Source organism: Catenulispora sp. MAP12-49, assembly GCF_041262705.1.
Taxonomy (GTDB): domain Bacteria; phylum Actinomycetota; class Actinomycetes; order Streptomycetales; family Catenulisporaceae; genus Catenulispora.
The window spans coordinates 39184-54311 of sequence record NZ_JBGCCP010000018.1 but is presented as its reverse complement, the minus strand read 5'-3'; the positions used below and the strand labels follow the sequence as shown (position 1 = coordinate 54311).

Below are 15128 nucleotides of genomic sequence, written 5' to 3'. Positions count from 1 at the left end.
GAGGACAGCCGCGAGTCGAAGACGCGCGGGAAGCGGCCGGCGCGCCGCGGCACCGCGGTCCGGCATCCGGACCGCAAGGGGCGCTCGCCCATCTTCGACGCGCCGACGCCGCACGGGCTGGTCCTGCGCTACACCGCGCTGATCGTCGTGCTGCTGGTCTCGGTCGGCCCGATGCTGTGGGAGCTGTCGACCTCGCTGAAGAGCAAGGCCGAGGATGTCTACACCCAGAACATCCAGCTGCTGCCGCACCATCCGACGCTCGGCAACTACGGCGAGGTGCAGAACACCATCCCGGTGTGGCACTTCGCACTGAACTCGCTGACCGTGGCCGTCATCAATGTCACCGGCAACGTCATCGGCGCCACGCTGGCCGGCTACGTGCTGGCCAGGCTGAAGTTCAAGGGCCGCAAGCTGCTGCTCGGGGTCTTCGTCGCGACGCTGATCCTGCCGGCCGAGGTGACGATCATCTCCAAGTTCCAGATGATCACCAGCATGGGCCTGGGCGACTCGATCCTCGGGGTCTGTCTGCCGGACATGATCGCCATGACCAACGTGCTGCTCATGCGCAACGCGTTCATGGCGCTGCCCAAGGAGGTGGAGGAGGCCGCGATCATCGACGGCGCCACCGTCCTGCAGCGGATGCGCTACGTCGGCCTGCCGTCGGTCAAGGGCACGCTGAGCGTGATCTCGATCTTCGCGTTCATCGGCGCCTGGGACGACTTCCTGTGGCCCCTGCTGGTGTTGCAGAGCCCGAACAAGCTCACCCTCACGGTCGGCCTGTCCTACCTGAACGGCCAGTGGTCGCACGACCCGCGCACCATCGCCGCCGGAACCATGATGGCGCTGCTGCCGATCCTCGCGCTGTTCCTGATCTTGCAACGGTACTTCTTCCGAGGCGTCGCCGAGGGCGCCATCAAGGGCTGATCCGCGCCCCGCGCGCATCCCGGCACCAGATCCACCCGAACACACACGAGGGAAGCCCACCCCCGCCATGACCGCAGCACCGCTGTCCGCCACGCAGCCCACGACGACGCAGCCCACGACGACGCCGGCAACCACGACGCCGACAACGCGACCCACGACGACACAAGCCTCGCCGGCGCGGCCCACACCGCGCACGCCCCGCTTCGGCGTCAACTACACCCCCAGCGCCGGCTGGTTCCACCACTGGCTCGACTTCGACCTGGACGCGGTGCGCGCCGATCTGGACTCGATCGCCGCGCTCGGCCTGGACCACGTGCGGGTCTTCCCGCTGTGGCCGGTGTTCCAGCCCAACCGCACCCTGATCCGCCCGCGCGCCGTCGAGCAGCTGGTGGCGCTGGCCGACGCCGCCGGCGAGCGCGGTCTGGACGTCAACGTCGACGGGCTGCAGGGGCACCTGTCCAGCTTCGACTTCCAGCCGTCCTGGGTCAGCACCTGGCACCGCCGGAACATGTTCACCGATCCCGACGTGGTCGCCGGGGAGGCCGAGTACCTGCGCACGCTCGCCGCGGCGCTGGCCGACCGGCCCAACTTCATCGGGATGACCCTGGGCAACGAGACCAACCAGTTCTCCGGCGACCCGCACCCGGACCCGGACCGCATCACCTCCGCGCAGGCGGCGGCGTGGTTGGACCGGCTGCTCGCGGCCTGCGAGCAGGGCGCGCCGGGCAAGTTCCACCTGCACTGCTCCTACGACGCGGCCTGGTACCTCGACGACCATCCCTTCACCCCGGCCCACTCCGCCCGCTACGGCGCCGCGACCGCGATCCACTCCTGGGTCTTCAACGGCACGCAGCAGCGCTACGGCACGGACTCCGCGGCCGTGGCGCACCACGCCGAGTACATGATCGAGCTGTCCAAGGCCTGGTCCGCCGAGCCGCACCGGCCGGTGTGGCTGCAGGAGGTCGGCGCGCCGCAGCCGCACATCCCGGCGGACAAGGCGGCCGACTTCACCCGCGCGACCGTCGCTAACGCGCTCGACTGTCCGGACCTGTGGGGCGTCACCTGGTGGTGCTCGCACGACGTGAGCAAGGACCTGGCTGACTTCCCCGAGCTGGAGTACAGCCTCGGGCTGCTGACCACCTCCGGCGAGCCCAAACCGGCCGGACTGGAGCTGGCCAAGATCGTCGGCGAGGTCCGCGAGACCTGGGAGCCGCCCGCGGCCCGGTCCGTCGGCCTGGTCCTGGACCTGCCCGAAGAGGTCACGGCGCGCGCCACGTGCGCCCCGGGGGGCCGTTTCTACGAAGCCTTCATGCACCTGTTGGAAGAAGGGGCCCGGCCAACAGCTGTACTCGCCGGGCTCGCGGGGGATAAGAATCACTTGACTGCGCGCGGCATCACCGAGGTGCTGGCCGTCGAGGACGTTTGGAGCTAAAGCGATGCACGATAACCGGTCCTTGGTGGAACACCGCCTGAAGCGCGTCCTGGAGGAGCGCATCGCTCCGGCGGTCTACCCGGAGTCGGTGCCGTTGACGGGTTCGATCTGGGTCGCGCCCGGCGAGCCGGTGCCGGTCGCCGAAGGCCTGGCCGCCCCGCGTGAGCCCGTCGCGGTCGGCGACCGGTGGGGCGCGCCGTGGGGGACGAGCTGGCTGACGGTCGCCGGGACGGTGCCCGCCGAGTGGGCGGGCAAGACCGTCGAGGCGATCATCGACCTCGGGTTCGACAAGAACATGCCCGGCTTCCAGTGCGAGGGTCTGGTCTACCGGCCCGACGGCTCGCCGGTGAAGGGTCTGAACCCGCGCAACCAGTGGGTGCGCGTGGCCGATCGCGCCGAGGGCGGCGAGGACGTGCTGCTGCACGTCGAGGCGGCCTCGAACCCGGTGATCCTGGACTACCACCCCTTCCTGCCGACGCTGCTCGGCGACAAGGAGACGGCCGGCGACGAGCCGCAGTACCAGTTGGAGAAGCTGGAGCTGGCGGTCTTCGACGAGACGGTCTGGAACCTGGTCGCCGACCTGGAGGTGCTCGGCGAGCTGATGGTCGAGCTGCCCGAGGACTCGGCGCGGCGCTATGACATCGTGCGCGCGGTGGAGAAGGCGCTGGACGCCGTCGACCTGCAGAACGTGAACGCTACGGCTGCCGCGGCGCGCGAGTGTCTGGCCTCGGTCCTGGCCAAGCCGGCCGTGCCCTCGGCGCACCAGATCTCCGCCATCGGCCACGCGCACATCGACTCGGCCTGGCTGTGGCCGCTGCGCGAGACGGTGCGCAAGGTCGCGCGCACCACGGCGAACATGACCAACCTGCTGGACTCCGAGCCGGAGTTCATCTACACGATGTCCCAGGCCGCGCAGTTCGACTTCATCAAGACCCACCGCCCCGAGGTCTACGAGAAGGTCAAGAAGGCCGTGGCCGAGGGCCGCTTCGTCCCGGCCGGCGGCATGTGGGTGGAGTCGGACACGAACATGCCCGGCTCGGAGGCCATGGCCCGGCAGTTCGTGCACGGCAAGCGCTTCTTCCTGGACGAGTTCGGCGTCGAGAACGACGAGGCCTGGCTGCCGGACACCTTCGGCTTCGCCGGCGGCCTGCCGCAGATCATCAAGGCGGCCGGCAGCAAGTGGCTGCTGACCCAGAAGATCAGCTGGAGCCAGGTCAACAAGTTCCCGCACCACACCTTCCTGTGGGAGGGCATCGACGGCACCCGGATCTTCACGCACTTCCCGCCGATCGACACCTACAACTGCTCGATGAAGGGCAGCGAGATCGCGCACGCCGCGCGCAACTTCAAGGACAAGGGCCGCGCCTCGGTGTCGCTGGCCCCGACCGGCTGGGGCGACGGCGGCGGCGGGACCACCCGCGAGATGGTCGCCAAGGCACGGCGGATGAAGGACCTGGAGGGGTCGGCGAAGGTCGCGTGGGAGAAGCCCGCGGACTTCTTCGCCAAGGCCGAGGCCGAGTATCAGAACCCGCCGGTGTGGGTGGGGGAGCTGTACCTGGAGCTGCACCGGGCCACGCTGACCAGCCAGGCCGGGACCAAGCAGGGGAACCGGCGCAGCGAGCACTTGCTGCGCGAGGCCGAGCTGTGGGCCGCCACGGCCGCGGTGCGGAACTCGTTCGAGTACCCGTACGCCGCGCTGGACCGGATCTGGAAGACGGTGCTGCTGCACCAGTTCCACGACATCCTGCCGGGTTCCTCGATCGCGTGGGTGCACCGCGAGGCCGAGAAGACCTACGCCGAGCTCGGCGCGGAGTTGACGACGCTGATCCTGGAGGCCCAGGGCCTGCTGGCCGGCGAGAGCACCGCCGAGGACGCGCCCCGCGTCGTCTTCAACGCGACCCCGCACACCCGCGAGGGCGTGCCGGCCGGCGGCGCGCGCGTGGCCGACCCGGGCCCTGGCCAGACCTCGGTCTCCGAGCGGGCCGGCGGCGGCCACGTGCTGGACAACGGGCTGCTGCGGGTCGAGATCGACAGCCGCGGCCTGGTCGTGTCGGCGTTCGACATCGAGGCCGGCCGCGAGACCGTCCCGGCCGGCGCCGCGGCGAACCTGCTGCAGATCCACCCGGACTTCCCGAACATGTGGGACGCCTGGGACGTCGACGAGTTCTACCGCAACACCGTGACCGACCTGACCGGCGTCGACAAGATCGAGGTCGAGCGCGACTTCGCGCCGGGCCAGATCCGGGTGTCGGTGTACCGCTCGTTCGGCGCGTCCAAGGTCGCGCAGCACCTGACCCTGCGGAGCGGCGCGAAGCGGCTGGAGATCGGCACCACGGTCGACTGGCACGAGACCGAGAAGTTCCTGAAGCTCTCCTTCCCGCTGGACATCCACGCCGACCGCTACGCCTCGGAGACCCAGTTCGGCCACATCTTCCGGCCGACGCACACCAACACCTCGTGGGAGGCCGCGAAGTTCGAGGCCTGCAACCACCGGTTCGTGCACTTCGAGGAGCCGGGCTGGGGCGTGGCGCTGGCCAGCGGCTCGACCTACGGCCACGACGTGACCCGGACGGTCCGCGAGGACGGCGGAACCACCACGACCGCGCGGATCTCGCTGCTGCGCGCGCCGCGGTTCCCGGACCCCGAGACCGACCAGGGCGTGCACCACTTCCAGCACACGCTGGTGCCCGGTGCCGGGATCGGCGACGCGGTGCGCGAGGGGTACTCGGTCAACCTGCCGGCCGAGCGGGTGGGCGGGACCTCGGCGGTCGAGCCGTTGTTCACCATCGACAACGACGCCGTCACCGCCTCGGCCGTCAAGCTCGCCGACGACGGCAGCGGCGATGTGGTGCTGCGCGTCTACGAGTCGCACGGCGGCCGGGCCTCGGCGGGCATCACCCCGAACTTCGGTTTCTCGGGCTTTGAGATCTGCGATTTGCTTGAGCGGCCGATCACCCGAGAAGGTGTGACCGTGGTCTCGGACAACGATGGACTCCGCCTGAGTCTGCGGCCGTTCCAGCTCGTCACACTCCGCTTCGCCCGCACCACCGGTTCGGAGGCCTGAACCCGATGAACGTCCTTCCTTCCTACGCCGCCGATCCGGCGCGCTACGACGACCGCATGCCGTACCGGCGCAGCGGTCAGAGCGGGCTGAAGCTGCCGCTGGTCTCGCTCGGGCTGTGGCACAACTTCGGCGACGGCAAGCCGCTGGAGGACCAGCGCGCCGTGCTGCGCCGGGCCTTCGACCTCGGCGTCACGCACTTCGACCTGGCGAACAACTACGGGCCGCCCTACGGCTCGGCCGAGATCAACTTCGGGCACGTGTACGCCCAGGACTTCCGGCCCTACCGGGACGAGCTGGTGATCTCCACCAAGGCCGGGTACGACATGTGGCCCGGGCCGTACGGCGAGTGGGGCTCGCGCAAGTACCTGCTGGCCTCGCTGGACCAGTCGCTGACCCGGATGGGCCTGGACTACGTCGACATCTTCTACTCGCACCGCTTCGACCCGGAGACTCCGCTGGAGGAGACGATGGGTGCGCTGGCCTCGGCGGTGCAGCAGGGCAAGGCGCTGTACGTCGGCATCTCCTCCTACAACTCCGAGAAGACGCGCGAGGCCGCGGCGCTGCTGCGCGACATGGGTGTGCGGGCGCTGATCCACCAGCCGTCGTACTCGATCCTGAACCGCTGGATCGAGGAGGACTCGCTGCTGGACGCCACCGCCGAGACCGGCATGGGCTGCATCGCCTTCAGCCCGCTGCAGCAGGGACTGCTGACCTCGCGGTACCTGGACGGGAACATCCCGGCCGGCTCGCGGGCCTCGGTCGGCCGCTTCCTGTCCAAGGACAACCTCACGCCGGAGGTGCTGGCCAAGCTGCGCGGGCTCAACGAGCTGGCCGGCAAGCGCGGGCAGTCGCTGGCGCAGATGGCCACGCAGTGGGTGGTCCGCGACCCGCGGATGACCTCGGCGCTGATCGGCGCCTCGTCGGTGGCGCAGCTGGAGGAGAACGTGGCCGCGGTGTCCGGGCCGGAGTTCACCGCCGAGGAGCTGGCCGCCATCGACGAACTGGCGCTCGGCTAGCCGTTCGGTCCACAAGGCCGGACGCAGTCTCGCAAACCGCCGCCGAGCCGGGGATCCTGAGCCCCCGGCTCGGCGGTTTCGCCCGTTCGTTGAGAACGTTCACAAGAGCACCCGGAGGAAGCGTGTACGCGGCCATCGACATCGGCGGCACCAAGATCGCAGCGGGTTTCGTCGATGCCGAGGGCGAGCTGCTCGCCCGCCACGAGCGGCCGACACCGGCCGTCGCGCCGGTCTCGGCAGTCGAGGACCTGCTGGCGGCCCTGATCGCCGACCCGCGCTGGGAGCAGGTGACGGCCGTGGGCATCGGCAGCGCCGGGCCCATCGACGCCTCCAAGGGCACCATCAGCCCGGTGAACATCCCCGCCTGGCGCGACTTCCCGCTGGTCGAGCGGGTCGCCGACATCACCGGCCGGCCGGTGACGCTGGCCGGCGACGGCGTCGCCATGGCCGCCGGCGAACACTGGCGCGGCGCCGCGAAGGGCCGCGAGAACGTGCTGTGCATGGTGGTCTCCACCGGCGTCGGCGGCGGCCTGATCCTCGGCGGCCGCCTGCGCCCCGGCCCGAGCGGCAACGCGGGGCACATCGGGCACATGTGCGTGGAGCTGGACGGCCCGCCGTGCCCCTGCGGCGCGCGCGGCTGCGTCGAGATCATCGCCAGCGGCACGGCCATCGCGGCGCGCGCCGTCCGCGAAGGCTGGCAGCGCCCCGGTGGCGGCCCCGCGACCGAGGCGACGGCCGCGGAGGTGGCGGCGTCGGCAGTGGCCGGCGACCCGATCGCGCTGGCCTCGTTCGACCTGTCGGCCAAGGCGCTCGCGGCGGCGATCGCCGGCACCGCGGCGCTGGTGGACATAGAGGCCGCGGTGATCGGCGGCGGCGTGGCGAAGTCGGGGGAGCTGCTGTTCGCCCCGCTGCGCGAGCACCTGAAGGAGTATGCGCGGCTGTCGTTCACACGGGATGTGACGGTGCACCCGGCGGCGCTCGGCGGCGATGCCGGGCTGATCGGGGCGGCGGCGCTGGTGGGGCACGCGGAGTCGATATAGCGGATAGATGAAGTGTGAGCGCGGCGGAGGCTTGCGTAGCGTGCGTGCATGCCTCCTCTCGCACATGCCTTGGTCGTGCCGGTTCAGGCGGATCGGGTGGACAGGCCACGCCTGGAGTATGTCGGCTTCGGAGCGATGCGAAGGGTAGGAACCAGGCCTGCGACGCGCTCTACTTCCCTTTGCCGTACGGCGAGGACGTCGGCCAGGGCCGGGTGACATTCGAGGGCTTGGACGCGGCGCGGGTGTGTCGCGGAGAGCACATGCCGTACCCGGGGGCAGCTCCGTATAGGCGGGGCGATTGGGTATACGAGATCTCCGATTCGCCGTGGCTGCTCGAACGCCATGAGTACGAGGTCGCGCACTATCGGACGCCGCTGTTGGAGACGTATCGGCACTACTTGTTCGTGTTCCACGGCGAGTTCGTCGAAGTCATCGCGCAGGGCATCTGGTTCGACCGGCCGGACCCGGCCGACCCGTCGGCGCTTCCCGTCGGCCATCCACTGCGCCGGCTCGACGGACGCGCCGCTCCGGAGATCCACACGTCGCCGACGGGCATCGTGTGGGAGCTGCGCCGCAATCCTGAGGCGGTGCCCGACCTCGTGGCGGGTTCGAGGCTCTGCTCGCAGCGTCTGTATCAGTTCAACTTCGTCTTCGACGGTCAAAGCAGCGAGTCGGCCAGCGTCTGGCTGCGCACGGCCGAGGGCCGTACGACAGCGCGGTTGGACCGCGACTGGGTCGGGACGTTCGCGACCTTGGACGGCGTCCCGTCGGCGGAGGACTTCTTCGAGGTGTGGGAGGCGTACGTCGCCGAAGTGGCCGCGCGGCGGCGGGAGATGGGAAAGGTCCCGTAGCCCTGGGGAGGAGACCGTCCGGATGGTCGGTGACGCACAGATTGGCGTCGCGCTGTGGAACGTCGACGACTCGTCGGACTCCAAGCCGGGATATGCGTCGACAAGCAGTTCTGCGCGGCTCTAAGATTCAGCGCCCTTATTCAGTGCCCAGCTGCGGAGTCACCAAGCCCATGGACTGCCCGACCTGCGCAAAGCCCGCCGAGCCAGGCGCGGTCGACTGCTACCGGTGCGGCGAGCGGCTCATGCCGTCCGCCGCGCATCCCGGCTACGCCGCGCCCGTTCCGCGGCTGTCGGCGGTCGCGGGTCTCGGCAAAGCCCTGACCGTCCTGCTCTCGGTCTTGGCGGTGGGGGAGGCGGCGCAGTTCGTGGTCACCCTGGCCGGTGGGCCGGCGGCTGCGCTGATCACGGTGAACCTGCTGCTCTTCGTGGGGATCGCGCCGGTGTTCCTCGTCTGGTTCTTCCGGGTCCGCAAGAACGCCGGGTTGTGGGGTCCGCAGACCCGCGCGCAGGGGTGGACGATAGGTGCCTGGTTCACCCCGGTGGTCAACTTCTGGTTCCCGGTGCAGATCATGCGGGACGTCTGGAGGGCCTCCGGCGCCGAGCCGGGCGGGCGGGCCGGCGTCGCCCGGGTGGCCGCCGGGTGGTGGACCTGTTGGAGCCTGGCCTGGCTGACCGGTTACCGCACCTTCACCGTGCACGGCACGGCGGCGGACGGGTCTATCGTGGTGACCCAGCAGGCCGGATTCTTCCTGGACGGGACCGTCGTCAGCGCGTCGTGCCTGGGGCTGGGCGCCCTTCTGATGGCGCGGATGATCGCGGGGATCACCGGGATGCAGGCGGCGCGCGGGGCGGCGTGAATTACGTCACATCCTCGTGACTTATTAGGTCTCCCTTACTTGGTACGCGGGAACGAATAAAGGCACACTGGTGTTGTGGAAAGTGTGCCGAGCCCCGTCGTTGAAGCGTCGTCGTCTGCCGACGATGCCTCTGACGTGCACGTCGGCACGCGCAACCGGGTCGCGCGCAGCATTCTGGCCAACGGCCCCTCGACCGCGGTGGACCTCGGCAAGCGGCTGAAGATGACGCCCGCCGGCGTGCGGCGTCACCTGGATGCCCTGCTCGCGGAGAACCTGGTCGAGGCGCGGCAGCAGCGGACGTACGGGCAGCGGGGCCGGGGCCGTCCGGCCAAGGTCTTCGCGCTCACCGACCGCGGCCGCGGGGTCTTCTACCAGGCGTACGACCAGCTGGCCGTGGACGCGCTGAAGTTCCTGGCCGACAGTGCCGGGCCCGCAGCCGTCGAGGCGTTCGCCCGCAAGCGGGTGGCGGAGCTGGCCGACCGGTTCCGGGAGCGGATGGACTCCGTGCCCGAGCAAGAGCGTCCCGCGCTGTTGGCGAAGCTCCTCACCGAGGACGGCTACGCCGCCGGACTGCGCGAGACCGGCAAGGCGCCCGCCGCCGGCGAGCAGCTGTGCCAGCACCACTGCCCGGTGGCCCATGTCGCCGAGCAGTTCCCGCAGTTGTGCGAGGCCGAGACCGAGGCCTTCGCGGAGCTGCTGGGGACCCACGTCCAAAGACTCGCGACCATCGCCCACGGCGACGGCGTGTGCACGACTTTCATCCCGATGACCGCTACAGCCACCGGGAGCAGCAAGAGCACCGAGGTTTCCGGAGGGAACGCGCTATGACCACCACCTCGCATGAGCAGCTCGAAGGCCTTGGCACCTACGAGTACGGCTGGGCCGACTCCGACGTCGCCGGATCCTCGGCGCGCCGCGGCCTGAACGAGGACGTCGTCCGCGACATCTCCGCGAAGAAGAACGAGCCGCAGTGGATGCTCGACATGCGGCTGCGGGGCTTGCGCCTGTTCGAGAAGAAGCCGATGCCGGTCTGGGGCGCGGACCTCGGCGGGATCGACTTCGACAACATCAAGTACTTCGTGCGCTCCACCGAGAAGCAGGCCGAGTCCTGGGACGACCTGCCGGCGGACATCAAGAACACGTACGACAAGCTGGGCATCCCGGAGGCCGAGAAGCAGCGGCTGATCGCCGGTGTCGCGGCGCAGTACGAGTCCGAGGTCGTCTACCACCAGATCAACAAGGAGCTGGAGGAGCAGGGTGTCATCTTCCTGGACACCGACACCGCTCTGAAGGAGTACCCGGAGCTGTTCCGGGAGCACTTCGCGACGGTGATCCCCACCGGCGACAACAAGTTCTCCGCGCTGAACACCGCGGTGTGGTCCGGCGGGTCCTTCATCTACGTCCCCAAGGGCGTGCACGTCCAGATCCCGCTGCAGGCCTACTTCCGCATCAACACCGAGAACATGGGCCAGTTCGAGCGGACGCTGATCATCGCCGACGAGGACTCCTACGTCCACTACGTCGAGGGCTGCACCGCGCCGATCTACTCCTCGGACTCGCTGCACTCGGCGGTCGTGGAGATCGTGGTGAAGAAGAACGCCCGCGTGCGCTACACCACCATCCAGAACTGGTCGAACAACGTCTACAACCTGGTGACCAAGCGCGCCGCCGCCCAGGCCGGCGCCACCATGGAGTGGATCGACGGCAACATCGGCTCCAAGGTCACCATGAAGTACCCGGCCGTGTGGCTGCTCGGCGAGCACGCCAAGGGCGAGACGCTGTCCGTCGCCTTCGCCGGCGAAGGCCAGCACCAGGACGCCGGCGCCAAGATGGTGCACGCGGCTCCCCACACCTCCTCGACGATCATCTCCAAGTCGGTGGCCCGCGGCGGCGGCCGCACCTCCTACCGCGGCCTGGTCCAGGTGCAGGAGGGCGCGCACCACAGCAAGTCCACCGTGAAGTGCGACGCGCTGCTGGTCGACACCATCTCCCGCTCGGACACCTACCCCTACGTGGACGTCCGCGAGGACGACGTGTCCATGGGCCACGAGGCGACCGTCTCCAAGGTCAGCGAGGACCAGCTGTTCTACCTGATGAGCCGCGGGATGACCGAGGACGAGGCGATGGCGATGATCGTGCGCGGCTTCGTCGAGCCGATCGCCCGCGAGCTGCCGATGGAGTACGCGCTGGAGCTCAACCGGCTGATCGAGCTGCAGATGGAGGGTGCGGTCGGCTAAGGCCCGCCGCGCAACTCCTCGAACAGACCTCATTACGAACCACTAGTGACGAGTACGGGACATCGATGTCTGATCCGCAGAATTTGATGGGCGCGCAGAACCAGGTCGGCTCCAAGACCGCTGCTGCCGTGACCGTGAACGAGCCCGGCGCGGGCAACCGCCTCGCCGGGCCCGGTACCGGCCGTGCCGTGAGCCAGCCGACCGACGCGCGCGTGGAGCGCCACACGTCCTTCGACCCCGCGGACTTCCCGGCCCTGACCGGCCGCGAGGAGGACTGGCGCTTCACCCCGTTGAAACGGTTGCGCGGGCTGCACGAGTCCCCGTCCGCCGACGGCAAGGTCGCCGTCGAGGTCGAGGCCCCCGAGCCGGTCCTCGTCGAGACCGTCGGCCGCGACGACGCCCGCCTGGGCAAGGCCGGCGCGCCGGTGGACCGCACCTCGGCGCTGGCCTGGGCCGGGTTCACCGAGGCCACGGTCATCACCGTGCCGCAGGAGGCCGAGGTCGCCGAGCCGGTGCGTGTGACGCTGACCGGTACCGGCGGCACCGTGTTCGGCAACGTGCTGGTGGATGTGAAGCCGTTCGCCAAGGCCGTGGTCGTCCTGGACTACCAGGGCAGCGCCACCTACTCGGAGAACGTGCACTTCCTGGTCGGCGACAGCGCCGACCTGACCGTCATCGCGCTGCAGGACTGGGCCGACGACGCCGTGCACCTGTCGCAGCAGCAGGCCCGGCTGGACCGGGACGCGCGCTTCCAGTCCATCAACGTCAGCTTCGGCGGCGACCTGGTGCGGATCACGCCGCAGGTGGCCTACACCCAGCCCGGCGGCGACGCCGAACTGCTGGGCGTGTACTTCGCCGACGCCGGCCAGCACCTGGAGGCCCGGCTGCTGGTCGACCACAGCGCCACGCACTGCAAGTCCCGCGTGACCTACAAGGGCGCGCTGCAGGGCCAGGACGCGCACACGGTCTGGGTCGGCGACGTCCTGATCCGCGCCGAGGCCGAGCAGACCGACACCTACGAGCTGAACCGCAACCTGGTCCTGACCGACGGGGCGCGCGCCGACTCGGTGCCGAACCTGGAGATCGAGACCGGCGAGATCGTCGGCGCCGGGCATGCCAGCGCGACCGGCCGCTTCGACGACGAGCAGCTGTTCTACCTGCAGGCCCGCGGCATCCGCGAGGACGAGGCCCGCCGCCTGGTGGTCCGCGGCTTCTTCGCCGACGTGATCGGCCGGATCGGCATCCCGGAGCTGCAGGAGCGGCTGATGGCCAAGGTGGAAGAAGAGCTCGCCGGAGCCGTCTCATGACCGAGACACGGCCCTCGGAGAAGACACAGCCCTGGGTCCGCGTCTGCGGTGTCTCGGAAGTGACCGAGGACCAGCCCAAGGCGGTCGTGGCCGGCGAGACCCCGGTGGCTGTCGTGCTGCACGACGGCGAGTTCTACGCGATCCACGACGTGTGCTCGCACGCCAACGTCGCGCTGTCCGAGGGCGAGGTCGTGGACTGCGAGATCGAGTGCTGGCTGCACGGCTCGATGTTCGACCTGAAGACCGGCAAGCCCTCCAGCCTGCCGGCCACCGAGCCGGTGCCGGTGTACCCCGTGAAGATCGAAGGCGATGATCTGTACGTCGCCGTGAAGGAGGCGTAACAGACATGGCGACTTTGGAAATCAAGGACCTGCACGTCACCGTCGAGGGCGAGGGCGGCCCGCGCGAGATCCTGCGCGGCGTGAACCTGACGGTCAAGGAAGGCGAGACGCACGCCATCATGGGGCCCAACGGCTCCGGCAAGTCGACCCTGGCCTACTCGATCGCCGGGCACCCGAAGTACACCATCACCTCCGGCACCGTCACCCTGGACGGCGAGGACGTGCTGGCGATGACCGTGGACGAGCGCGCCCGCGCCGGCATGTTCCTGGCCATGCAGTACCCGGTGGAGATCCCCGGCGTCACCGTCTCCAACTTCCTGCGCACCGCGGCCACCGCGATCCGCGGCGAGGCCCCGAAGCTGCGCACCTGGGTCAAGGAAGTCAACGGCGCCATGGAAGCCATCCAGATGGACAAGGCCATGGCCGAGCGCAACGTCAACGAGGGTTTCTCCGGCGGCGAGAAGAAGCGCCACGAGATCCTGCAGATGGAGCTCCTCAAGCCGAAGATCGCGATCCTCGACGAGACCGACTCCGGTCTGGACGTGGACGCGCTGAAGACCGTCTCGGAGGGCGTGAACCGGGTTCGCGAGTCCGGCGAGGTCGGCACGCTGCTGATCACGCACTACACGCGGATCCTGCGCTACATCAAGCCGGACTTCGTCCACGTCTTCTCCGACGGCCGCATCGTGGAATCGGGTGGCCCGGAGCTGGCCGACAAGCTGGAATCTGAGGGCTACGAAAGCTACGCCAAGGCTGGAGCCTGATCCTCATGGGCATTACCCCTCAGTTCCTTGATACGGATGCCATCCGCAAGGACTTCCCGATCCTGCAGCGCCTGGTGCACGGCGACAAGCCGCTCGTGTACCTGGACAACGCGGCGACCTCGCAGTCGCCGCAGCAGGTGATCGACAGCATCGTCGAGTACTACTCGCTGCACAACGCCAACGTGCACCGCGGCATCCACGTGCTGGCCGAGGAGGCCACGGCGCTGTACGAGGGCGCCCGCGACAAGGTGGCCGCGTTCATCAACGCCCCGCGCGAAGAGGTCGTGTTCACCAAGAACTCCTCCGAGGCGCTGAACCTGGTCGCCAACGTGCTGGGCTGGGCCGGCGAGCCCTACGGCATCCGCCCGGGCGACGAGATCGTCATCTCGGAGATGGAGCACCACTCCAACATCGTGCCGTGGCAGATGACCGCCGAGCGGCTCGGGGCGACGCTGCGCTGGTTCGGGATCACCGACGAGGGCCGTCTGGACCTGTCGAACCTGGACGAGCTGATCAACGAGCGCACCAAGGTGGTCTCGCTGGTCCACATCTCCAACATCCTGGGCACCGTGAACCCGGTCGAGACCATCGTCAGGCGCGCGCACGAGGTCGGCGCGCTGGTGGTCCTGGACGCCTCGCAGTCCGCCCCGCACCTGCCGCTGGACGTGCAGGCCCTGGGCGCCGACTTCGTCGCCTTCACCGGCCACAAGATGCTCGGCCCGACCGGCGTCGGCGTGCTGTGGGGCCGCCGGGACCTGCTGGAGGAGCTGCCGCCGTTCCTCGGCGGCGGCGAGATGATCCAGACGGTCACCATGGAGAAGTCCACGTACGCGGGCCTGCCGCACAAGTACGAGGCCGGCACGCCGCCGATCGCCGAGGTGATCGCGCTGGGCACCGCCGTGGACTACCTCAACGGCATCGGCATGGAGAACGTCGCGGCGCACGAGCACGCGATCACCGAGTACGCGCTCAAGCGGCTGCAGGAGGTCGAGGGTCTGCGGATCATCGGCCCGGCGACCAACGAGGACCGCGGCGCGGCCATCTCGTTCACGCTCGGCGACATCCACCCGCACGACGTGGGCCAGGTCCTCGACGAGCACGGCATCGCGGTGCGCGTCGGCCACCACTGCGCGCGTCCGGTGTGTGTGCGGTTCGGAATTCCCGCGACCACGCGAGCGTCGTTCTATCTGTACTCCACGCCCGCCGAGGTCGACGCCCTCGTCGCGGGTCTGGACGAGGTCAAGCGGTTCTTCGGAGTCTGAAAGCCTTAATCAGGAACACTGTGCAGGCGGGAA

The 15128-nt window shown here is 69.4% G+C and carries 13 protein-coding genes; all 13 read left to right on the top strand.

What is annotated here, in order from left to right:
* Positions 1-90: 90 nt before the first annotated feature.
* The 13 genes from ABIA35_RS28840 (at position 91) to ABIA35_RS28780 (ending at position 15095) form a co-directional block, all read left to right on the top strand.
* Positions 91-924 (top strand): carbohydrate ABC transporter permease, encoded by an 834-nt coding sequence (locus tag ABIA35_RS28840; RefSeq protein ID WP_370342385.1) that lies wholly within the window; start codon positions 91-93, stop codon positions 922-924.
* A 67-nt stretch (positions 925-991) separates the two neighbouring features.
* Positions 992-2356, top strand: a complete 1365-nt coding sequence (locus ABIA35_RS28835; RefSeq protein WP_370342315.1) for a glycosyl hydrolase — start codon at positions 992-994, stop codon at positions 2354-2356.
* A gap of 4 nt (positions 2357-2360) precedes the next feature.
* The gene (locus ABIA35_RS28830; RefSeq protein WP_370359941.1) at positions 2361-5420 is read left to right on the top strand and encodes an alpha-mannosidase; all 3060 of its coding nucleotides are present in this window, start codon (positions 2361-2363) and stop codon (positions 5418-5420) included.
* 5 nt (positions 5421-5425) lie between these two features.
* Positions 5426-6436 carry an L-glyceraldehyde 3-phosphate reductase gene (gene mgrA / locus ABIA35_RS28825; protein ID WP_370359940.1) on the top strand — a complete coding sequence of 337 codons (1011 nt, stop codon included), beginning with the start codon at positions 5426-5428 and terminating at the stop codon, positions 6434-6436.
* Positions 6437-6558: 122 nt separating this feature from the next.
* Positions 6559-7476 carry an ROK family protein gene (locus ABIA35_RS28820; protein ID WP_370359939.1) on the top strand — a complete coding sequence of 306 codons (918 nt, stop codon included), beginning with the start codon at positions 6559-6561 and terminating at the stop codon, positions 7474-7476.
* 260 nt (positions 7477-7736) lie between these two features.
* Positions 7737-8327 (top strand): hypothetical protein, encoded by a 591-nt coding sequence (locus ABIA35_RS28815; RefSeq protein WP_370359938.1) that lies wholly within the window; start codon positions 7737-7739, stop codon positions 8325-8327.
* A gap of 170 nt (positions 8328-8497) precedes the next feature.
* Positions 8498-9184: a DUF4328 domain-containing protein gene (locus ABIA35_RS28810; protein ID WP_370359937.1), complete on the top strand. Its 687-nt coding sequence runs from the start codon at positions 8498-8500 to the stop codon at positions 9182-9184.
* Between the two features lie 135 nt (positions 9185-9319).
* On the top strand, positions 9320-10012 hold the full coding sequence (locus tag ABIA35_RS28805) for a helix-turn-helix transcriptional regulator (protein WP_370342323.1): 693 nt from the start codon (positions 9320-9322) through the stop codon (positions 10010-10012).
* Positions 10009-11421: a Fe-S cluster assembly protein SufB gene (gene sufB, locus ABIA35_RS28800; RefSeq protein ID WP_370342324.1), complete on the top strand. Its 1413-nt coding sequence runs from the start codon at positions 10009-10011 to the stop codon at positions 11419-11421. Before ABIA35_RS28805 ends, sufB begins: the two co-directional genes overlap by 4 nt.
* 65 nt (positions 11422-11486) lie before the next feature.
* Positions 11487-12728 (top strand): Fe-S cluster assembly protein SufD, encoded by a 1242-nt coding sequence (gene sufD, locus ABIA35_RS28795; protein WP_370359936.1) that lies wholly within the window; start codon positions 11487-11489, stop codon positions 12726-12728.
* Positions 12725-13069 (top strand): non-heme iron oxygenase ferredoxin subunit, encoded by a 345-nt coding sequence (locus ABIA35_RS28790; RefSeq protein ID WP_370342327.1) that lies wholly within the window; start codon positions 12725-12727, stop codon positions 13067-13069. Before sufD ends, ABIA35_RS28790 begins: the two co-directional genes overlap by 4 nt.
* A gap of 5 nt (positions 13070-13074) precedes the next feature.
* Positions 13075-13833, top strand: coding sequence for a Fe-S cluster assembly ATPase SufC (gene sufC, locus ABIA35_RS28785; RefSeq protein ID WP_370342328.1), 759 nt, complete (start codon positions 13075-13077; stop codon positions 13831-13833).
* A 5-nt stretch (positions 13834-13838) separates the two neighbouring features.
* Positions 13839-15095 carry a cysteine desulfurase gene (locus ABIA35_RS28780; protein ID WP_370342329.1) on the top strand — a complete coding sequence of 419 codons (1257 nt, stop codon included), beginning with the start codon at positions 13839-13841 and terminating at the stop codon, positions 15093-15095.
* Positions 15096-15128: the final 33 nt, after the last annotated feature.